Consider the following 20,056-nt stretch of genomic DNA (forward strand, 5'->3'; position numbering starts at 1 on the left):
CCCCCGGAACTCGTTCCGGGGGCGGGGCGCATCGTCGGGCCGGCATCAGCCGGCGGCTTTGTCAGGGTTCAGCCAGTTGCGGTTGCGGATGATCGTTTCCGTGCGCTCTGACAGCTCGGTGGGCGCCAGTCCGTCGTCCGAACGGTTGACCACGTCGGCCCGCAGAATGCGTTCCGCTTCCCCGTTGTGTCCCTCTGCGGCGGCGACGGCCGCGAGGTCAAGGCGTGGGATCTCCTCATGCGGTGCCGCCAGGGCGGCGGTCTCGGCGGCCGCACGCGCGGTGGTGACATCGCCGTTGCGCAGCGCCTCGGTGGTGACCATGTGTGCGACGTCGACGATGCCGCACACCATGTGATGGTCGAGCCGGTCGCCTTCGGTCAGCCAGGCTCCACCCCCAGTGCGCAGCTGGTCGAACGGGATGCCGGAGACGAGTGTCAGGGCACGACGCAGGTCTTGCATGCCGTCAGTGCCCCTGGCTTCGCCGCGCGCCCGCAACCGGCGGAACAGGTCGCCGTCTAAGAGAACACCGCTGACCTGATAGACGCCCATCCCGCGTTCCCGGGCCGCCGCGGACTCCTTGGCTCCGGGAAGGTACTTCTGTCCGGTGACGGGGTCGGTGCCCAGCCATTCCCGCAGCGTATTGACGTCACGCCTGACGGTGCCGTCGGCGATGTTGAAGTCCTCCCCCAGCTGGGCCGGGGTCACGCCAGCAGGTCGTGTCACGAGGTAGGCCAGGAGTTCGGTGTAGTACGCCTTGCGTTTGGCCACCGCGACGGCGTCGCCGCGGGTGCGGGCCGTGACCGGGCCGAGCACGCTGAGCCGTGGCCGCGCACAGTCGTCGCTGAACCATGCCTCGACGTCGGCGTCCAGGTCCGGGTCGGACTCGTGCAGCTGGTCTCGGACGGTGTCCGGGATCTTGGGCGCCAAGGCAGCCAGATCCTCCGGTGTTGTTGCGGCCGCCGTGACGTACTCCTGATCATCCCCGGCGAGCACGCTGTGGGCGTCGTCGGCATCCGCGGTCCGGTCAAGGGTGTATTCGCCGCGCAACGCTCCGGCTTCGTTCACGAACGCGTGCCAGCCGGCCGCGTCTTCGGCGACCGGGATGTCGGTGTCGGGCTTGTCGGCTTGCCCGAACACCTGCGCACATCCTTGCGCCTCCTCCTGTGTGAGGGTGACCGCGGCGAGCTCCAGTCCGGCCGCGGGCATGGAGACCCTGCCGTCGGCGTCGATGTGCAGTTCAACCTCGGCGAGGCGATCATCACTGGCTCCGCTGCGGTTGAGTAGAACGGCGGTGCCGGTCAGCCCCGGGTGGCTTTCGATCAGTTCGAGGACCTGGCGTAGTTCTTCGCTGGGTTGCTGGCCGGCGAGGTCGACGATCATCACGCGCGCCTGCCAGGCGTCATCGCCGTGCTGGTGCGCGCGCGCCGTGGTGACGTTGACGCCTTCGGCCTGTTCGAGAGTGCCGATGGCGTCGGCGAGCAGTTCGGCGGCGGTGTCTGCCTGTTCGGTGTCTTGGTGCAGCCGGATCCTGGCGGGGTCAAGCTGATCGAGGCCATCGGCGATGCCGACGCAATCGACACGTACACCTTCGGACCAGTCATTCACCGCGAGTTCGGCCACCAAGTAGCGCACGAATTCACGGGCGCGTTCGACATCGCCACTGACGTTCAGTGCACCGAAGTCCTCCAGGTTGATCAGCCAGAGGTCGCCCTCTTCGCCGCTGCCGATGGCGACCAGCATGGGCAATGGGGCGGCCCGGTCGTCGTACTCGTCGTCGCTGCCCGTGGCCAGGCCGTCGGCCGCTTCGGCGGTCATCGTCCAGTGCAACCTGTCGTCGGCCCCTATCCACGGGTCGGGCAGGGTGGCCGCGTCGCTCAGGTGCAGCACGGTCTGCTCCGGGGTCCACTGCAGGGCAGCAATGGACGGCATCGTGTCATCCCGGGTCTGTACAGCCAGGTGACGCAAGATGGCGTCGATCTGGACCACCATCGGTGCGGCCTGCGCGCCCACCGTGACGATCGTCTTCTCCACCGCGTCCAGCTCCGGCGGCGGGACGGCAATCGTCTTGCCGGGGCGTCGAGCACGGAACTGCGCGGCGCGGCGCCGGCGCAGGGCCATCCACAGTCCCCCCGCCAGGACCATGCCCGCGCCGGTGAGGCCGGTCAGCATCCAGGGCGCCGTGGATCCCTGGTGGGCTCCCCCTGCGGTCGCGGACTGCGGTACGTCGTTCCCTCGTGGTGTGCTGTCGCCTGACGGCACGTGCGCCGGTGGCGTCGGTGTCACGGCACGCGGCTGCACCGGCCTGGTGGCCGGCGGCTGTGTTCCCGGTGGTGTGGGAGCTGTGGAAGCGGGCGGCGTATGTGGCGCCTTGCGCGGTCCGGTAGTGCTGGCCGGGTCCGGTGACGTGGGGTGATTGGCTGCACTGGTCTTATCGGGTATGACGATCTTCCACCCCGGCTCGATGAGGTTCGGGTTGGTCAGGTGTACCCCGCCTGGCTGCACTGTGTGAGTCGTGGCTGCGACGATCTCAGGCACCTGGTCGGCATCGCCGAGCTCGTGCTCGGCGATTGCACTCAGCGTGTCGCCCGGCTTGACGGTCACGACATGGTCGTGGGCTGGCGGGCCGCTCTCGTCCGGGACCTGCAGCACCCACCCGGGTTTCAGGAATCCGGGGTGGTCGCCGAGTGTCTGATGGTTGAGCGCTGCGATTTCGGTATATCTCTGCCCTGACCCCAGGTACTCCCGGGCGATCGACCACAGGCTGTCACCGCGTTGCACGGTGTATTTCACGGTCGGCCCACTCGGTGCAGCCTCATTGGAGGCCGGTGCGCGATCCGGATGCCCATGGCTTGCCTTGTCGGCGTGCGTGTCGGTGGCGGCGTGGGCCGATGCATTCACGGCCTGATGCGCCGGCAACGGCGCCGCGTTCGCAGCCTGCGCGACAACCGGGGACGCCGCGAAGAGCATGATCGCGGCGCCGACCAGGCCACGCGCGGCGGACTGTGGCATGCGCAAGCCTGGCAGGCTGGGTGCGCTGATGCCGCGGATCCGCGACACGACTTCCAGCAGAATCGACAGGCTGAGGAATGCCCAGCTTGCCCAGGCGATGATCTTGATGACGCTGAGAGCCAGCGTGCCGTCGTCCGGGCTGGTCAGTGCGGTGCGGATCGTGTCCCACGACGGGACGGTGCGCGGCAGCGGGTCGGCGCCGACGGCCAGCAGAACCAGCGGAAGCACGATGACGATCCCGATGATCGCCAAGAGCGCCATGAGTCCCGCGGCGCGTTGGCGGATTTTGTTCATCGTTCGTTGCTTCCTCTCCCGGCGAGTCCGTTCATACGCCACATGTCGGCTGTTACCGCTTGGCGCCCATTGCGTGCGCCGGCTAACCCGGGGCGCCGTTCCGCACCCGTTCTAGGTGCGCGGTGCTGTGCCCCGTCACCGGGAAGCTGTTCAGGCCGATGATCGACAGGAACTTCGTGGCGTACCGGTCGCGGGTGGTCACGGTCAGCGTGGTGCCGTGCACGGTGACGCCGCCGTGCACCCCCGCCGCCGCGAGGTACTGGTGGGCGGCGGCGGCCGCCTGGGTGGTGTTGACGCTGAGGGCGTCCCCGCGGATCGCGGAGCTGGCCGCGACCTGTTCGCCGGCGGCGCGGGCAGCCTGGGCGGCGACGTCGCGAGCGTGCTGCTCGGCGTGCACTTGCCCGGCGAGGTCCACGGCGAGGCCCACCAGGATCACCATCATCACGCTGGCGGTCATGATCAGTACGCTGATTGAGCCGCGCTCTCGGTCGGTACGTAGCAGCCGTCGCATCACCGTGTTTTCCCCCTGAACGTGTCTATGGGGCTGGTCGCCGATTCGGTGACTGTCAGGGATCCTGGTACGCCAGGCACGGACAGGTCGGATAGGTTGACCCGGCACGTGACCGTTGCCATCACTCGGGCCGGGGTGCCAACGGGCGCGCTGAAGCCTGCCGTGTCGACCGTCACGCTCTGCGTAATGCACTGCACTTGTTGGTTTTTCAGACTTGCGGCCCCGGCCGCCGTCGCTGTTCCGCTCGCATCGCCCGCGCTACGGGCGATGGATGCCGTGCGGGCCGCGTCTCCGGCCGCGGACTCTACGGCCTGGTGGGCCATGATGGTTCGGCCGCCGAAGATGATAAGCCCGACGAACAGCATGAACGCCGGTACGCCGACGACGGCCTCGATGACTGCCGAGCCGTCCTCGTCGTGCCGCCGCGTCACGGTGGCCAGCAATCGTTGTAGGGGTCTCATCCGGTGATCCGTTCCACGGGCACGGTCGCGCTCTGGTGCACGGTGATCGTCCAGCCGGGTATGACGCTCATGCTGCTGCCCGAGACGGTCACCGTCGCGGTGGTGGCGCTGCGCGAGCTGTGTACGGAGGTGCCGGAGATGACGCCTGGTCCCGCGTCGGCCAGGAACCCGGCAGCTTCCGCAGAGCCCGCCCCAGCAGTTCCGTACTGTGCTCCGGCCGCACGTGCGCCCTCCTGCGCGGCGGCGATGGCGACCGCCCGGGCGTGATACCAGAGTGCGGCCTGCATGCCCGCGAACAGGACGGCGAGCACGGCGGGAAGCAAGAGCACCATCTGGATGGTGGCCATGCCGCGGTCACCCGACCCGTGGTCGAGTGGGATCCTGCGGCGCAGCCACCCGCTGATGCCGATTCCTTTCACCCTTCGTCGCCTTTGACTACTTCAGGCTGTTGGACTTCGACCTGACGTAGGCCGTGATCGCACCGACGGCGATCCCGACGATGACGATGATGGCGACGGCCCACAGGACGTTCTCCATCGTCAGGGAGCCCGCTTCGTTGTCGCGCTCCCGCAGGGTCTTCTTCGCCCGGTCCGACAACTCGAGGCTCTTGTCGGTCAGGCGGATTCCCAAGGTGTGAAGTGTTGCGATCAGGTAGGTCATGGCGTGAGCCCTTTCTGGTGGTTCGGTGACGGTTGGTCAAAGTGTCGGTTGGGGATGGCTGCGGGTTCGGTGTGCGATGTCAGTTGCCACCTCCCATGACTCGCAGCAGGGCCGGCGCCACAAGCAGCGCCATGAAGATGACCCCGAGGAGTGACATCGGGATGCTCATCCGTTCACCGATCTCGTTCGCGTTGGCGAGTTCGGTGTTGAGCATGGCGGCTCGCAGTGATGCAGAGCGTGCCCGCAGCTGGTTGTAGATCTGGGCGTCTTCCTCGCCGGAAAGCCGCAAGATGCTGGCGAGGTCCTCCAGTTCGGGCAGGCCGAGTTCGTCGGCCAGCGCCTTGAGGGCATCCCAGGGTGCGACGCCGTTCCACCGGGACAACGCGAGTTCTTCGCTGAGGCGCTTGAACACCCAGCTGTCGCCGACTGCTGCGGCTACCTCCATTGCCTGACGTGACCCGCTGCTGCTGTTGCGCTCGAGCGCAACCAGATCGATGTAGGCGCCCAAGGCACGGGAGAACTCAGCTCGCGACTTCTTAGCATCGTCGCGGGCGTTCAGATCCGGGATGAAGAACATCACGGCGGCAAGGGCGAGCGTGGCGATGACCGGGAGAACGATGGGCAGGTGGAGGCCGAACACCCCCAGCAGGAAGGTGAAGAACGGCGGGATGATCAAGCCGACCGCGGCGAACATCAGCTTCTCGCCGTAGAACCTGGCCACCGGGATCCGCAGGATCGCCAGTTCCTTGGTGGGAGTGCGCACCCATGCCGCGGGCGGGAAGGTCTTCATGGCCCACCTGCCAAGACGCTCCGTGCGGTCCGCGGGTTCGGCCAGTGGCGGGTTTGCGGTTCGGCGTCCGTGCACGGGCGAGAGCCTGTTCAGGGCATCGGCAAGGTCGGGCTCTGCCGGGATGAACCGCCAGATGAGGCATACGACGCCGAGGGCGATCAATGCCCCTCCGAGTAGAGCCAGCTGCAGTCCGGTGGTGATCACGCCGCGTTCTCTTTCACTTCGGCACCGATGAACCGGGGAATCTCTTCGCCCTCGGCCATTCGGCGCATCCAGATCAGCGTCGCAACATAGGCGCACAGGAGCAGCCCGGCGATCGCTTCGCCGACCGGTGTTCTGTATGGGGCGACGTACTGCCCCGTCATCGCAAGGAAGATCAGGACGCCTGCGGTGATGATCGTCACCCATCGCGCCGTAGAGCGCGGCTTAGCACGGTCAGCCTCGATCTGTCTGCGGGCACGGACATCGTCGGCGACGGATGCGGCGAGGGCCTCCAGCACGCTGGCCAAGCCGCGACCGCGGCGTCGTGCGCCGAGGATCAGGTTGGCGGCGACCAGGTCGCCGGTCGGGTCGTCGAGGTCTTCGGCGAATGCCCGCAGCGCGTCCTCGGTCTTCCATCGGGCCTGCAGTCGCCGCACGAGAAGGTTCACTTCGTGTGCGATCGGTTCGGGCACGGACCGGATCGTGGCAATCAGCCCTTGCTCGAGGCCGACTCCCACGGTGAGAACGCCGGCCAAGGATCGGATCCAGTCCTCGAGCGCTTCGAGCCGATCGATCTTCATGGCGGCCCCCTTCGACGACAGCAGCGCGGGAAGCCCGACGACGGCCGCTGGGACGGCGGCGATCGCGATGATCCACCCGGTCAGTAGGGCGATGATGAGGCCTGCGCCGGCCCCGCCGAGCAGCAAGGCTCGCGTCTGGGGAGACGTTTGTGCGAGCCGGGCCACGATCGGCAATCGGGTCCGGGCCGGCGCAGGCGGCTTCTCGGGGCTGCGGCGGAACCCGAGGACGGTGCCAAGGACACCGGCCACGATCAGCGCGCCTGCCAGTGCCGGAATGAACGGCGTCATGACGCTCGCCCCCGGCTCTCAATTTCGAAGGCTCGGGCGTCGAAACCGAAGGCCTCCAGGTCACGCAGGTGATCCGGCAGCACCGCCGCGGTCCCGGGGCCGCCGGGGCTCGGCCGGAACACGTGTGTGATGGCGTAACCGACTTCCTTCTCGCCGGGCTCGACCGCGACGATTTCGGAGACCCACCGCTTGCGCTTCGCCTGGCCGTCTTGTGCGTTGCCCGTTTCCAGATTCACGTAGACGACCAGGTCGATGTGTTCGGCGATGGCGCGGGTTGCGTATTCCGGCGTCACGTGTGCGCCGGCTTCCATCGCGCAGGTGATCAGCTTGCGGATCGCGCCCGAAGCGCTGCCGGCGTGCGTGGTGCTGATCGACCCGGTACCGGACTGCATCGCCTTGATCATGGCGATGACTTCCTTGCCGCGAACCTCACCGACGATCTGTCGTGACAGGTTGAACCGGAACGAGTCGTACAGCAGTTGGTCGATGGTGACCTCGCCGGCGGGGCGGCCGTCGGGACCGATCTCCCCCGAGCCCGGGCGCGCCTCGAACGGCACGATTCGCCGGTGCTTGTCGCCGAGTTTGTGCAGGTGCAGCTCATACTCGGTCTCAAAGGTTCCGATCCGTTCGTAGGGATCGAACTCGGCACACAGGGCGCGCACCAGTGTGGTTTTGCCGGCTCCTTGGTCGCCGGCGACCACGATGGACTTTTTCGCCTTTACCGCTGCACGCAGGAAGGTGACCTGTAGGTCGCTGAGGGTGCCGGTGTCGCGCAGTTGGCTCAGGTCGATTTGCTGCAGTCTGTGTCGCCGGATCACCACCGCCGGGCGTGTGGTGTTCCAGGCGACCGCGGCGAGGCGCGCTCCGCCGTCCAGCCTCATGTGCAGTCTCGGCTGCGCCTCGGAGAAGGGTCGTGCGTTTCCTTCGCTACGGGATGCCAGGAAGGTCAGGAACTCCAGCAGTTCCTCGTCGGAGTCGGCGACGGGCGGCCCGTCGCGCAGACTGCCGTCGGCGTATTCCAAGGTGACGTCGTCGCAGCCGTAGATTTCGACGTTCTCGATTTCGTCGTCATCGACGATCGGTTGCAGTCGGCCCAGCCCGAACAGGGCGTTGTAGATGGCCTCGGCCAGGCGCTGTTGTTCGTCGAGGGTCCAGGCGTTGTCGCCGTCGGCGACGGCGTTCTGCGCGGAGTCTTCCAGGAGTTCGAGGATGATCGTGCGGCCCAGTTCTCGCCGCGACTGCTCGTCCAGGCCGACCCGTTCGTCGCCCAGGGCAGTCAGGAGCTTGTCGGAGGCCTGCTTACGGAACGCCGCCACCAGCGCCCAATCGATGTCGGCGTGCGCAGTCGCACCACGTCGCCGCGGGGAGACGAATGGGTTTTCACCCGAACGGATCCGGTCCGGGTGAGAGCTGAGCCGTGAGCGCGCGCGGTCGATCGACTCCACCTGCCCGCGGTCGTCGGGTGCAGCGAACAGCGGAAGCGCGGCCGGGTCCGGGATCGCGGCCGGGTCGGTCGGGTCGCTCGACCCTTCGGGGCGCTGCCTGGTCATGCGCGTTCTCCCGTCTGCGCTGTGCCCAGCTCGGCGCGGTTGGCTGCGATGGCTCCTTGCGCGGCCGCGCAGACCGACCGGAGGCCGCGAACCAGTGAGCCGTTGTCGAATTTGCGTGGCTTATGTGCGCCCGCAGAGAAGACTTCAGCCATCTCCGGTTCCCACGGGACTGCGGCGGCCACGGGGATCTGCAGCACTTTCGCGGCCTCCGCCGGGCCATATGGGCGGCCTTTGCCGATCAGCAGCGTCCGCAATTGTTGGAGCGCTCCGCGCCGTTCGAATGCGTCCTGCAGCGTGTTCGCCCAGGACCGCGCCCCGGCCAGCGACGGCAGGTTCGTCCTCGTTGTGAGCAAGGTCAGATCGGCTCCGTAGATGAGTGCGTCCGGCGAGTTGGTCAGACCCAGCCGGCCCGCGTCGACGATCACGTCCTGGCCTGTGCGTTCGAGCCCGCGCAGCACCGCCAGCAGGGGCTCCCACACGTCGACCAGACTGCGGGATTGCGCATGGCTGCGCACGCCGGCCAGGAGCATCGCCGTCGTTCCCTGGATGGGGATCACGTTCGTCGCGACAGCGTCGGCGAGGGCGCCGCTGCGGTGTGCCAGGGCCAAGTCGATGAGTCCCCGGGAGCTGGCAACTTCGCCGCGGAAGAATCCCGCCAGCACACTGCTTCCACCAGTGGGGTCGGCTTCGACCAGGACCACCGGCCGCGGCCAGCACACCGCCATACCGAGGGCTGTGCTGGTGACTCCGGGTGAACCGGAAGCCGACATCAATGTCACGACCGCCATCAGTGCTCCCGAGAGTCCAAGACGATCGCGACCTTGCCCGTTGAGGCCTGCGCGGCCAGTTCGGCGGCCTGCGAGTCCGGCACGGCTACGTCGACGACCTGCTGCCCGTTGCTGCCCTCGGCTTGCACATCGACGACCGTCGCAGTCGTCGATGCCGACGAGGTCGCAGCTACAGAGCCGCCTTGGTCGCCTGGCGTCGCGATCACACGAATGTTGTCCCCCGCCTGCAGGGCGATGCCCGGGAGCTGTCCCGGTGCGACGCCGATACCGACAACGGACTGCCCAGCCGCCGGCACAAGGGCATTCGTCACCGCACTCGAGGTGAGCAACCCGCCGGCAGCCATGTCGTACGCCGCGCGTTTGCCGACGACCTGGCTCATGTCGCTTCCGGACACCGGCCTCACACCCCTGTCCGCGCTCACCCGAACCGTCATGAGGTCGTTTCGCTGAATGACGTCACCACGGTGGACGGTCGTCCGAAGCGCGATGACCTCCTTCGCCGAACTGGCCAAGCTGTACGCCATCATCCCGAGCAATGCACCCAGGCATACCGCTGCCACCGAGGCGGCCAGGAGAACAGGCCTCCTGCGCAGTTTGGGCGGTGCCACGACCACCTGCTCCAGGCCGCTCGATTCCTCAGCGGCGCCCTTCACCTTCTTGCGCCTCGAATGCTGCTGCTCCTCGGTCGCGATGACCATGATGTCTCCCCAGTTGGTTCTTCATTGAGTGAGGACTTGCGCCTCACCGATCTTGATGACGGTCGAGTTGGCCACTGTGACCGGGATCGTCCCGGACTGGCCGATGCCCGACCAGTTGATGACCCAGTAGCTCGTCGCGGTCACCCTGTAGCTGCCCTGCTTCGTGTACATGTCGTGCCCGCACGTCGGAGACTTCGTCTTGCCCGCAGCGTCGTAGTACGGCGTGCCCTTGCTCGCGCAGGTGATCTGCTGCCCATCGCCCATGTCCCACACGATGCGATCGACCTTTCCGGTCGCCGTCACCGTGTAGCCCGCCGCCGAAGCACTCTTAGTGATTGGGCCCCAGGTATTCGCAGTCGGGTTCTTCACCCACATCCACTGCGGCATACCAACCAGACCGACCGACCCCGGCGCATCGCGCGGCACGATCCCGATCGTGATACCTCGCAGTTCCATCGCCGCGACCGCCTCGCGAGCCAGCACCACCGGGTCGGGTGGCGCCTTCGGCCCGCCCGGCTGCGTCTGTGACCAGAAGAAGAACCGCGACGTGATCAAGTCGCACTGATAGACCGTGCCGTCCGTGTGACCACCCCAGACCGGGTCCGACTTCGGCGGCTGCGGCTTCGCCACGCTGACGTAGCACTGCTTGTCCGGCGACCACCAGGCTCCGCCGTAGGTGCACGGGATCGTCTTGCCCGTGGCGTTGCTGACGCACTTCTCTTTGCCCTTCCCTGGCGGCTTCTTCCCGGGCGGCCCTGGCGTCGGCGGCGGGGTCGGCTGCGGCGACGGGCCCGGTGGGCTCGGCGGGGCAACCACCTTGATGACGCAGATCGACTTGTACGGGTCCCAAACGGTTCCGGGCGGGCAGTTGACGCCTCCGGCCGCGCGCGCGGCCGGAGGCGTCGCAATCCCAATGAAGGCCAGCGCCGCCCCAGCCGCAAGAGCACCCGCCGCGGCGCGAGACCGGATCAACATGTCCCGGTCGCCTTCTCGGTCGTGACGTACCACTTGAGCGTCTTCGCGTCCTGCGTCACACCGTAGGTGTAAGCCACTCGGCGCGGCGCCCCCGAGGGGATCGGGACCGGCTTGCCGCTCTTTTCGAGTAGCTGGAACTTGCTGACGTCGAGGCAAGCTCTCACGTCGTACGTCAGCGGGTCTCGCGTAGCCGACGCCACAGGGCCGACGATCTGCGAATGACCGCGCCCCGAGTAGCCCTTGTAGTGGTTGCTAGTGATGTTTGCTTGCCACTGCGCGAGTTCCTGACCGCGCGCCACCACGTCAAGGGAGGTGATGTCAGATCGAGGGTTGCTTTGCAGCTGGTCGATCATCTTGAACAAGGCAACGACGGCCGCACTGGCGGCAGCCTTCTTCTTGGCGAGTGGGTCGGTGCTCGTCGACGCGGATGAGCTCGAGGACGTCGACATGCTCGAGCTCGACGACAAGACCGCGGGCGTCGATGTGCTCGACGACTGCGCGCTACCGCCACTGCTTGAGCAACCGGCCGTCGCTGCAATGGCCACTGCAGCGGCGACACCAACCAGCGACCGCCCGCTGCGAATGTTCAAGTTGGTCCCTGTCATGTCCTTGTCCTCATTCATGGCCCCAGTCTCTTGAAGCGCCGGTCTCCCCTGTCATGCGCGACAACGTCAATTTCTGATGTTTTTACACTAGTGGTTTTTCATCACCGGTCAACCACCTAGCCTCAAGGCACCGGGCCATCCGCTGGAACGATCTGCTGCAGGTCGGCCCGGCGTTTAACGACTCCTGGGAGAGCCGCTCAGCCAGCTGCTCGGCGTGTTCCGTAAACGGAGTCAGGTCATGCCGTTCGACAAGTTCCGGTCCCGATGCCGGTCCGATGCCTATTTCGACTTCGCTGGCTCGATGGCGCCCCGCCGGGGCATGCTGCACGAGCCTTTCAGCAAGAGCAGGCTCGAAAGACCCGGTTATGTGAGGCTGGTCATCCGTGTGGAACACGGTGACTACGCGGCCATAGAGGGCATGCGCTAGAACCGTCCGGACGACGTCGGGGTAGCAACCGGTCGATCGCTGGGCGCGGCGGATCTGGACTGATGCTGCACTCTCCCCCCGGAGCACGCCCTGACTGATCGACGTCATAGCGAAGTCCCTCTGGCGTGTCCCGTAGGGCAACGCCGTGCTATGCAATGCCTGTGAAGCATCGCTTGCTTAGCTCAGGACTCCGGCCGATACGTCAGGCGCAGAGCCGATCTCACCTACGTGAGCGGCAGCGGGATAGTACCTCAAACACCTTCGATCGCAACCGCCCTGAAATGGCACGTAGCGCCCTCATCACCGGCGCCGCCGGAGGCATCGGCAGTGCCTTGGCCTGGCAAGTCGCCGGGACTTATGACGAGCTGGTTTTGGTTGATACAGATAAGGATTCGCTCAATACCCTGGCTGAGAAGCTGCCGTGTCGCACGACGGTCGCAGCCTTGGATATCACCGCCACGGACTACCGATCCGACCTCGTAAAACTAATCGAAAAATCACCGCCTCTTGACTGTGTATTTACCTTCGCGGGTGTTATGCACACTGGAACGATCCGTCGGAGCACCTTCGAGGACCTGGTCCGCGTCATCGACATCAACTTGATCGGGACCATCGCAACCGTGCATGCCTGCTTGCCGTACCTCTCCCCCGGGTCCAGCATCGTGACCGCATCCAGCGCAATCGAGAGCATCGCGGTTCCCCGCCACGCCTCGTATGTCGCCAGCAAGGCCGGCGTCTACGGTTTCACCCGCACCCTCGCCAACGAACTGGCCCACGAGGGCGCCGGGATCCGCGTGAGTGCTGCACTCATCGGCGGCGTGCACACTGACATCCTGCGTAACGGCAGCTTCGCCGAGGACGAGGACCGAGCGGGCAGAGCGGACAGCTTCGACAGACGCGTTGCTCACTCCTCGGCCGAGGACATTGCTCGCGCCATCGTGCACGGCCAGAAACGTGGGTCGCGCGTCATCTACGCCGGGGCCGATTCCCGGGTCGCGGCACTGCTCTCGCGCACTCTGGGTCGGTACACTCAACTTCCGTGCATCTGACCTTTGGGGGTGCAGCTATGGCCGGGCATGAGTGGTGCTTAGTCGAGACTTTCGGTCTCAAGCCACCGACGCTGATCGGCCTCGGCTCCCGGCCGCGCAGCATGGTCCCACTGGACAAATTTTTCGCCCGCAACCGCGCCTCCTTGACCATGGCCCAGGCAGCCCTTGACCACGTCACCGCGATCGCCGAGCCGTACGACGTGACCACGCGGAACGGTCGCCGCTGCCTCGCCCAACCTCTCCGCGCGTACGACAGCCGCGTAAACGGCGCCTGGCTGTGGCTGGGCGGTCTTGAGGAGCCCGAGCCCGCCGTACCGCATGACCTTGCCGGCGCCTGGTACTTCAACCTCACAAGCTTCGAGGTGGCCGGATCCGACGAGCTGCTCGACCTGTACCACCAGCCCAAGGACGAGCGACGCACGAAACGGGCCATGGCCGAAGCCTTCACTCGTCTGACCGCCGGTCCGGACGCCTCCGAGGCCCTGGCCAAGGTTGTGCAATCCAAACCCGGCAGCGAACACCAGGCCATCTGGACAGTCGTTTGCGATGACGGCGACCGGCGAGCTGCCCACTTCTCTTGCAGGGCCTTGCAGCACCAAACCGAGGACGGCCCTCAGATCGTGATGCATGGCATCACTCATGACATAGGCCCCGCGGACGATGTGCCGCAGGCCCCCCGCCTCGCGGTCCTCGAGCGCCGGGTTCTCGACGCAGTCGCGAAGCCGGGCACTCACCGTGCCATCGTCGACGTCCGCACCGGCCACATCATTCAGTGGGTCGACCCGCCACCCGCGTCAATTGACTGGGCCGTACCCGGCATCGACATCTTCCATCCCGACGACGCCGCGGTAGTCCACCATCTGAACCGCCTTGGCGAGGACGCGGTAACCGCGTCTCTGCGCCTACGCGGCACCGATGTGATGTGGGCATCCGTGACTGTGACGAGCCAACCGATGCTGCTCAACAACTCGACGACGGCCGCGCTCTGGACCATCGACGTGAACAGCACCTCACGTAGATAGACAGCTGCTCTCGCCGACGACGCGGCTCGCATACCTCCAGATGCCCGTCATCAAGGGGGTTTGAGCTTTAACTCCGCATGGCGCGACCGCGGCTGTGCGGCCTGAGCTGCCTTTTCGTCACAGAGGCAACCGACCGCTCCTGCTCACAGACCTTCGAGTGTCACTGACGGCGGGCCGGCCTGGGTCGACGCCCCTGCGGCACACGATGAAGATCCCCACACGCTCGTGCGTGCCAGGCTCCGCGACCCCCAGGGGACGGAACACCAGGTTGGCCACTCGCAGCGCGCAATCTTGTGAATCACACATTTCTTGCGTTCTTGACCGCGACTTCGAAGGCACGCTGCACTGTGAGCTGATCGACACCGAGCTTCGCAGCCATTCCTTTCAGAGAGTCAGCGGCTGGCATCTGGCTACCGACACCTCGCTCCCAGCGCTCATACGTCGATGTCGAGACAAAGGCACTCTGAGCGACTTCCGCCGTGCTGAGCGCGACCCGTCGACGCAGCGCACGTAAGTCAGGTGTCTCGGAAGCGATGCCAAGCAGTTCCTCAACCGAAACATTCAAAACGGTCGCCAGCGCACGGACTGTCCCTGCCCTCGGAGCCATCTCCCCACGTTCCCACAGTGATACGCGTTCACCGCCCGAAACTCCGACAAGCCGCGCCACCTCGTGCTGCGTCAGACCGGCACGTGCACGGGCGGCTCGCAACGCGGATGGGCTGAAGTCGGGCACGCAGCAACCATAGGGTGTGCGCGCTGACGCCAGACTCGCGCATGCCCGCCACCCGCTCAGCGGCCTCAGGATGCGGCGGCGCGGCGAGCCGTTCCTTGCTGCGCTCGAACCCGCCGCAATCCGGGCCGGCTGAGCGGGACCGTACCCAGTCGCTTCCACCCCTGTGCATTTTGGTCAGGATAAGGCCGATACCCACACCAATCGCCGAGAAGGGGTCAGGGTGCCCCAGCCGATGTCTTGGGCCCGTTTCGAGGAGGACGGGCGACCGTGTCACTCCGCGGTGTCGTGACTTTGGTGTGGCAGATTGGAAGCCAGGCCGTGCTCCACGGGAGGCACGGCGAGAAGAGTCTCGAGGGAAGCGAGTACCAATGGGGTGGATTGGCGTCGTCGGTTTGTGGCTGATCGCCGCTGCCGCATTGTTGCAGACCGTTGACTCCCTGGGCACATCGTGGGCATGGCTCAATGTTGCCCAAGACGTGGACCCAGAGAGTTACGCCCGGGCCACGGAATCGAAGGGGTGGCGCAAAGCGCACCTTCGTGCAATTGGTGGGATCGGCAACGGATCACGGCTGCTGCCCTGGATCCCGTCGTCAGTTGGACTGGAGCGGTTCAATCTCCGCACCGCGGGATGGGGTCTCCTTCTGACCGGCTCGTTTCTGGCGGCCATGGCAGGCACTGGCTCTCGGGTGATTTGGTGCCTGTTCGCGGTCGTGACAATGGTTGCTGTGGTGGCCACTGCGGCTTGGAACGAGCGCCTCTTCGCTTCAGAGCGGAAGTTGGCACGAGAGACCTTCCAGGCGTTCAGTGGTCCCCCGGACCGCGATGTGACATAGAGCGCGGCCACCGCTGAGTCTCGGTGTTGACGGCGGGACTGTTGCTGCCGGCACTCAGCGATCGTCCCACTGACCGATCGTCACGCGGTGCGTGACCGTACACCGATCGTCACGCGGTGCGTGACCTTACACCGATCGTCACGCGGGGTCAAGTCCTGCTGAGTGGTGTACGAAGTCGTGAATCCTTCAGGTGTGTTTAGGCGCTGAGCTCGCCTGCGATGGCGGGCTCGATAACGGTGGTGTCCTCCTTCGCGTCGGTGGTGCGGGCGGTCAAGACTGCTTGCGCGACGGCGAGGGCTTCCACGCCGAGGTAGCGGCGTTGCTCGGCCCATTCGTCGTGTTGCTCGGCCAGGACGGCACCCACGAGGCGAATGATCGCGTCCCGCCCCGGGAAGATGCCCACGACGTCGGTGCGCCTCCTGATTTCTCGGTTGAGTCGTTCGTTGGGGTTGTTGGACCAGATTTGCCGCCACACGGCCTTGGGAAACGCGGTGAACGCGAGCACGTCGGCGCGGGCGTTCTCCAGATGCTCGGCGACCGCGGGCAGCTTCTCGGCCAGTCCCTGCAGCACCCGGTCGAACTGGGCGTGCACGGCGTCCGCGTCCGGTTGGTCGTACACGCTGTGTAGCAACGCCTTGACCCAACCCCACTGGGTCTTGGGAGTGATGTCGGACAGGTTCTTCGCGTAGTGAGTGCGGCACCGCTGCCAGGACGCATTCGGCAACGTTGCCCCGATCGCGTCGACCAAGCCGGCGTGCGCGTCACTGGTGACCATCGCCACCCCGGACAGGCCACGAGCGACCAGGTCCCGGAAGAACGTTAGCCACCCGGAGGCCGTTTCGGCCGAACTTGCTTGCACGCCAAGGACTTCCCGGTACCCCTCGGCGTTCACCCCGGTCGCGACCATGACCGCGACCTTCACGACACGGCCGCCTTCGCGGACCTTCATCATCAACGCGTCCGCGGCCACGAACGTGTACGGGCCGTCATCCAACGGGCGGTTGCGGAACGCGGTGACCTGCTCGTCGAGGTCCTTGGCCATCACGCTCACCTGGGACTTCGACAAGCCAGTGATGCCCAGGGTTTGCACCAGCTTGTCCATCCGCCGGGTACTCACACCGAGCAGGTAGCACGTCGCCACCACCGACGTCAGCGCGGCTTCGGCACGCTTGCGACGCTCCAGCAGCCATTCGGGGAAGAACGTGCCCTCACGCAACTTCGGGACCGCCACGTCCAGGGTGCCGACCCGGGTGTCCAGGTCCCGGTGCCGATACCCGTTACGCCGGTTCACGCGGTCGTCGGTGCGAGTGCCGTAGTCCGCACCACACACCGTGTCGGCCTGACCGGACAACAAGGCGTTGACGAACATCTGCATCAGCTCCCGCAGCAAGTCCGGGCTGGCTTGGGCCAGGTGCTCGTGCAAGAACTCCTGCGGATCAATATTGTGGGGTCCAGCGGTCATCGTGGTGCTCCATTCGAGTGGGATCTAGACAGTTCTCTCGAAGGATCCACCCGGTGACCGCGCTCACGTGGGACGCGACGCGATCACCCGGATCGGTCGTACACCAAACCTATGGACGTAACTTCACGCGGTGCGTGACCGTACACCGATCGTCACGCGGTGCGTGACCGTACACCGATCCGGATACGGGCTGGCATTCGCGGGGAGTTGATGCCCAGTGATCACGCACGGAGGTTGCCGCCTCGCCGGGCAGTTATGGGCGATCGAGTCACCGCACGGCGGTGGCGATTACGGAAGTAGGTCAAGCATCTGCGGCCTGGCTCTCATCGCATGGATCACCAGTTCGTTGCCGCTGTCGAACACGAGCACGACCGTTTCCAGAAGCCGCCCGCGCGTGTCGAAGCCGAGCCGCAACTGCCTTGCCGGGCTGTCCTCGTCGAGCTCATCGATCCACAGTGACCACGTCGCAGCTTGAACTGCATCCTCTGCATCGATGCCGTGCTTCAGGGCGGAATCGTGAACCCTCACGCGGCGGCAGCCGCCAGCGCCTCGCGGATAATCTCCGACCGCGTCTTGCCCTCGCGTGCAGCTCGCGCGTCAATACTCGCGAGCTCCTCCGCGGTCAGGCGTAGTGCAACGACCTGCGACGGTTCCGCACCTCGCCCAGGACGGCCCCGGCCACGCTTCTTCAGCTCCTCAGAGTCGTAGCCCGCCTCTGCCTCAGCCGCCCACCCAGCGATCTGCTCTTCCGTGACCGGAGCGCCATTGATCGTCTCACCCGTATCCATGCAATTAATGTATGACGAAAATCGAGAAGTATCCAGAGGTCGGGTGCTCCGCACGATCCCCCAGCCCGCAGACCGATCGTCTTGTGGCGAGCTGGCACTGCCGGATGACGTGGGGACGCGCAGCCGCTTAGTCTCTCAGGCATGACGCGGCAACCGAGCGAGGACGACCTGCGGTCGTCGACTGTGCAGAGCATGAACTACCACCTCGAGCAGGTGGGCAACCTCACGGATGACTCGAAGGCAAACGCGATCATTCGCAACATGTTTCGAAGCGGGGAAATCAACCTGCCGTCGATCCGCGAGCTCGACAGCGAAGACGCAGTGGACGTGATTGCGAGCCTCGCTTCGGTAATCAGCGACTTATATTGGTCTCTGAACAACGTCCGCGACAAGTTTCCCGAGTTGCAGCAAGCTCGGGAGAAGTAGACCGCTCGACGACCCGGTCGTCGACCACACGGGTGTTGGGTCTCGCTTGGCGATCGGCATACGGAGTCCAGCGCTGGTGTGGTCGGTGGCGAGCGTTGTACTAGTGCGGATGGATGGCTAGGCCAAGTCCTTCGTAGGGGTTCTGCTCCGTTTCGCTCTTCACGATCAGCATTGCGTGCACGCGTCCTTGCGGTGTGCACCAGATCTGTGGTCCGGCAAGCACAGTCACCTGGGCTGCTGCGTCCCGATCAGCAAGGTCGTGGAAGTACTCGTTCAGCTGGTTCGTCAGTTCCTCAGTGTCGTCGGACTCAAAGTGCCGAGCAACCGCGCGATCTGCGTAGGTAAATGCCATGTCTGGATCCTCGCCCCCTTCGGCCCGCGGCACCAGGCCAGCGCGAGCTCGCTCAACCGCGCTCACCAGTCAGCGATCGGCGACCGGGACGGTGGGTGGCTGACCGGGGATGACCCGCGATGGCCTTACCGACGCCGCCACTGGGTCAAACACGCATTAGACCCCAACCAATTGCCCAATCAGGCCCACCAAGAGCATGACGACCCCTGCGCCGATGACATAGACATCTTTCGACCGATCGCCATCGCGATTGATATGGCGGCGGATCAGCGGCATGCCAGCGACGACGATGCCAGCGACGACGAGGTCACCAAAGATATTCATGCCGAGAGCTTCGCATGATGGCCGGTCCGACAAGACGGGCCGATGAGCTTCCGCTGCCCTTGAACGCCTCGGCCGTCACTCCGAAGCGTTCGCTCACTTCTGTGCGTCCGACGCGAATGCGCCGAAGGGAACGGTGCCCGGTCAGCGATCGTCTATCGAGACTGCGTCACCTTGGGCAATGGCGTGACGGCGTACTCTCGGGCGTCGGTGCTCACGGAGCAGCCATCAGCGTGCTGTTGTGCTGCACGTTGACTAGTGAACGCATGTGCTTCGCCCTGCCGGGGACTCCAAGGCTGTCCTTCCCGCGACGAGCAAGATCCGCACCAGTAGAGTCGGCGCCCATCGTTCAGGCGCACGGTTACTGCCCAACGTTCTCCACCTCGACCAGCCGATCTTTCCGTCGCCATGAGTAGAGCGTCGCACCTTGAACGGCCTCGGTGTCGACATTTCATCAACGCCCTCATCCGCGTCTCATTTGAGGTTCATCCACCGGGTGTCCGACATGGGACTGCCGCTGGTTATCGAACCGGCAGTCCGAGAGCGTTGATCACCCATTGCGCCTGCGACTCGAGGATCGCCAGCTCGCGCACGCCTGCAGGTGTCGTGATCCGTAAGATCCGCGTCGCGGGGTCGAACCACAGAATCATCCCGGACTCGCTCCCACCCACCGGCCGGGCTTCACCCGGCAGGTCAGCAGACTCCACCACCACATCGCGCCGTTTAAACTGGATTCTTCGGTCGCCGACCTTGGCGGTGCCACGCCGCCACTTCGCCTCCTTGCCTCCGGCCGGAGCGTCACGCAAGGCACATTGCACTCGTCCCTGACTTGCTAGGCGGTGTGCTCTCTTGCGCTGGACGCGCCGGCCGATGAGGCCTCCAAAGATCTCAGTGATGGCCTGGCCCAGGAGGTCGAAGATGAAATCGAGCACGGTGTGCATCATTCAGCACGTGATGGGATCGATCCAGACCGCATCTTGTTGAGCCGCGGTGCTGACGCGCACACCCTCCCTGGCCGTCCCGATCGACGTTCCGCAAGCGGTGAACCGGCACGTCGAGGCGTGGCCTGGCCCCGGCATCGCGATGCGGGTCCCGTTTGAGCCGTCCGGACCCGTCACCGGGACGGGGGCGTCGTGCGGGAAAGACGGGTGTGCTGGCGTTTCTACAAGTGCACGACACCCTTCAGACTCGGTTCGCGATTTACCGCCCGTCACCCGTCTCGGCCCGCGTGA

The 20,056-nt window shown here is 65.8% G+C and carries 23 protein-coding genes; 6 read left to right on the top strand and 17 right to left on the bottom strand.

What is annotated here, in order from left to right; all coding sequences use genetic code 11:
* Positions 1 to 45 precede the first annotated feature (45 nt).
* From ACZ50J_RS11535 to ACZ50J_RS11590, 12 genes are all read right to left on the bottom strand, one after another.
* Positions 46 to 3,303 (bottom strand): LysM peptidoglycan-binding domain-containing protein, encoded by a 3,258-nt coding sequence (locus ACZ50J_RS11535; RefSeq protein ID WP_464297343.1) that lies wholly within the window; start codon positions 3,301 to 3,303, stop codon positions 46 to 48.
* An 82-nt stretch (positions 3,304 to 3,385) separates the two neighbouring features.
* Positions 3,386 to 3,814 carry a pilus assembly protein TadG-related protein gene (locus tag ACZ50J_RS11540; RefSeq protein WP_123270235.1) on the bottom strand — a complete coding sequence of 143 codons (429 nt, stop codon included), beginning with the start codon at positions 3,812 to 3,814 and terminating at the stop codon, positions 3,386 to 3,388.
* Entirely contained in the window at positions 3,814 to 4,275 is a 462-nt protein-coding gene (locus tag ACZ50J_RS11545) for a TadE family protein (RefSeq protein WP_464297344.1), read from the bottom strand. The genes ACZ50J_RS11540 and ACZ50J_RS11545 overlap by 1 nt, the downstream gene beginning before the upstream one ends.
* A complete protein-coding gene (locus ACZ50J_RS11550; RefSeq protein WP_245988375.1) occupies positions 4,272 to 4,694 on the bottom strand; it encodes a TadE/TadG family type IV pilus assembly protein in 423 nt (140 codons plus the stop codon). Before ACZ50J_RS11550 ends, ACZ50J_RS11545 begins: the two co-directional genes overlap by 4 nt.
* Before the next feature lie 16 nt (positions 4,695 to 4,710).
* Positions 4,711 to 4,935: a hypothetical protein gene (locus tag ACZ50J_RS11555; RefSeq protein WP_464297345.1), complete on the bottom strand. Its 225-nt coding sequence runs from the start codon at positions 4,933 to 4,935 to the stop codon at positions 4,711 to 4,713.
* A 79-nt stretch (positions 4,936 to 5,014) separates the two neighbouring features.
* Positions 5,015 to 5,929, bottom strand: coding sequence for a hypothetical protein (locus ACZ50J_RS11560; RefSeq protein WP_245988373.1), 915 nt, complete (start codon positions 5,927 to 5,929; stop codon positions 5,015 to 5,017).
* On the bottom strand, positions 5,926 to 6,795 hold the full coding sequence (locus ACZ50J_RS11565) for a type II secretion system F family protein (RefSeq protein WP_123270070.1): 870 nt from the start codon (positions 6,793 to 6,795) through the stop codon (positions 5,926 to 5,928). Before ACZ50J_RS11565 ends, ACZ50J_RS11560 begins: the two co-directional genes overlap by 4 nt.
* Positions 6,792 to 8,345 carry a CpaF family protein gene (locus ACZ50J_RS11570; RefSeq protein WP_123270069.1) on the bottom strand — a complete coding sequence of 518 codons (1,554 nt, stop codon included), beginning with the start codon at positions 8,343 to 8,345 and terminating at the stop codon, positions 6,792 to 6,794. Before ACZ50J_RS11570 ends, ACZ50J_RS11565 begins: the two co-directional genes overlap by 4 nt.
* On the bottom strand, positions 8,342 to 9,133 hold the full coding sequence (locus ACZ50J_RS11575; RefSeq protein WP_123270068.1) for a hypothetical protein: 792 nt from the start codon (positions 9,131 to 9,133) through the stop codon (positions 8,342 to 8,344). Before ACZ50J_RS11575 ends, ACZ50J_RS11570 begins: the two co-directional genes overlap by 4 nt.
* The gene (locus ACZ50J_RS11580; RefSeq protein ID WP_123270067.1) at positions 9,133 to 9,831 is read right to left on the bottom strand and encodes an SAF domain-containing protein; all 699 of its coding nucleotides are present in this window, start codon (positions 9,829 to 9,831) and stop codon (positions 9,133 to 9,135) included. The genes ACZ50J_RS11575 and ACZ50J_RS11580 overlap by 1 nt, the downstream gene beginning before the upstream one ends.
* A 21-nt stretch (positions 9,832 to 9,852) precedes the next feature.
* Positions 9,853 to 10,806 carry a hypothetical protein gene (locus tag ACZ50J_RS11585; RefSeq protein WP_123270066.1) on the bottom strand — a complete coding sequence of 318 codons (954 nt, stop codon included), beginning with the start codon at positions 10,804 to 10,806 and terminating at the stop codon, positions 9,853 to 9,855.
* Positions 10,800 to 11,159, bottom strand: a complete 360-nt coding sequence (locus ACZ50J_RS11590; protein WP_123270065.1) for a hypothetical protein — start codon at positions 11,157 to 11,159, stop codon at positions 10,800 to 10,802. Before ACZ50J_RS11590 ends, ACZ50J_RS11585 begins: the two co-directional genes overlap by 7 nt.
* Position 11,160: 1 nt before the next feature.
* On the opposite strand from ACZ50J_RS11590, the gene ACZ50J_RS11595 reads away from it, so the two are divergent.
* The 4 genes from ACZ50J_RS11595 (at position 11,161) to ACZ50J_RS11610 (ending at position 13,909) form a co-directional block, all read left to right on the top strand.
* Positions 11,161 to 11,445 carry a hypothetical protein gene (locus ACZ50J_RS11595; RefSeq protein ID WP_123270064.1) on the top strand — a complete coding sequence of 95 codons (285 nt, stop codon included), beginning with the start codon at positions 11,161 to 11,163 and terminating at the stop codon, positions 11,443 to 11,445.
* 204 nt (positions 11,446 to 11,649) lie between these two features.
* Positions 11,650 to 11,838 (top strand): hypothetical protein, encoded by a 189-nt coding sequence (locus ACZ50J_RS11600; RefSeq protein WP_123270063.1) that lies wholly within the window; start codon positions 11,650 to 11,652, stop codon positions 11,836 to 11,838.
* A gap of 281 nt (positions 11,839 to 12,119) precedes the next feature.
* Positions 12,120 to 12,887 carry an SDR family NAD(P)-dependent oxidoreductase gene (locus ACZ50J_RS11605; protein WP_464297346.1) on the top strand — a complete coding sequence of 256 codons (768 nt, stop codon included), beginning with the start codon at positions 12,120 to 12,122 and terminating at the stop codon, positions 12,885 to 12,887.
* Between the two features lie 17 nt (positions 12,888 to 12,904).
* Positions 12,905 to 13,909 carry a GAF domain-containing protein gene (locus ACZ50J_RS11610; RefSeq protein ID WP_123270061.1) on the top strand — a complete coding sequence of 335 codons (1,005 nt, stop codon included), beginning with the start codon at positions 12,905 to 12,907 and terminating at the stop codon, positions 13,907 to 13,909.
* A gap of 298 nt (positions 13,910 to 14,207) precedes the next feature.
* Here the strand turns inward: ACZ50J_RS11610 and ACZ50J_RS11615 are convergent, their stop codons facing one another.
* The 4 genes from ACZ50J_RS11615 to ACZ50J_RS11630 all read right to left on the bottom strand — a co-directional run bounded on the left by ACZ50J_RS11615 (position 14,208) and on the right by ACZ50J_RS11630 (position 17,725).
* On the bottom strand, positions 14,208 to 14,642 hold the full coding sequence (locus ACZ50J_RS11615) for a helix-turn-helix domain-containing protein (RefSeq protein ID WP_158607488.1): 435 nt from the start codon (positions 14,640 to 14,642) through the stop codon (positions 14,208 to 14,210).
* 1,029 nt (positions 14,643 to 15,671) lie between these two features.
* Positions 15,672 to 16,937: an IS256 family transposase gene (locus ACZ50J_RS11620; protein ID WP_464297286.1), complete on the bottom strand. Its 1,266-nt coding sequence runs from the start codon at positions 16,935 to 16,937 to the stop codon at positions 15,672 to 15,674.
* A 288-nt stretch (positions 16,938 to 17,225) separates the two neighbouring features.
* Complete coding sequence (locus ACZ50J_RS11625) at positions 17,226 to 17,465, bottom strand: toxin (protein WP_464297347.1); 240 nt, start codon at positions 17,463 to 17,465, stop codon at positions 17,226 to 17,228.
* Positions 17,462 to 17,725, bottom strand: coding sequence for a ribbon-helix-helix protein, CopG family (locus ACZ50J_RS11630; protein WP_464297348.1), 264 nt, complete (start codon positions 17,723 to 17,725; stop codon positions 17,462 to 17,464). The genes ACZ50J_RS11625 and ACZ50J_RS11630 overlap by 4 nt, the downstream gene beginning before the upstream one ends.
* Before the next feature lie 141 nt (positions 17,726 to 17,866).
* On the opposite strand from ACZ50J_RS11630, the gene ACZ50J_RS11635 reads away from it, so the two are divergent.
* Both ACZ50J_RS11635 and ACZ50J_RS11640 read left to right on the top strand, forming a co-directional pair.
* Complete coding sequence (locus ACZ50J_RS11635) at positions 17,867 to 18,151, top strand: hypothetical protein (RefSeq protein WP_464297349.1); 285 nt, start codon at positions 17,867 to 17,869, stop codon at positions 18,149 to 18,151.
* Positions 18,152 to 18,410: 259 nt separating this feature from the next.
* Positions 18,411 to 18,845: a hypothetical protein gene (locus ACZ50J_RS11640; RefSeq protein ID WP_464297350.1), complete on the top strand. Its 435-nt coding sequence runs from the start codon at positions 18,411 to 18,413 to the stop codon at positions 18,843 to 18,845.
* 500 nt (positions 18,846 to 19,345) lie between these two features.
* Here the strand turns inward: ACZ50J_RS11640 and ACZ50J_RS11645 are convergent, their stop codons facing one another.
* On the bottom strand, positions 19,346 to 19,756 hold the full coding sequence (locus ACZ50J_RS11645) for a hypothetical protein (protein WP_464297351.1): 411 nt from the start codon (positions 19,754 to 19,756) through the stop codon (positions 19,346 to 19,348).
* Between the last annotated feature and the right edge of the window lie 300 nt (positions 19,757 to 20,056).

Source organism: Flexivirga sp. G2 (assembly GCF_055397625.1).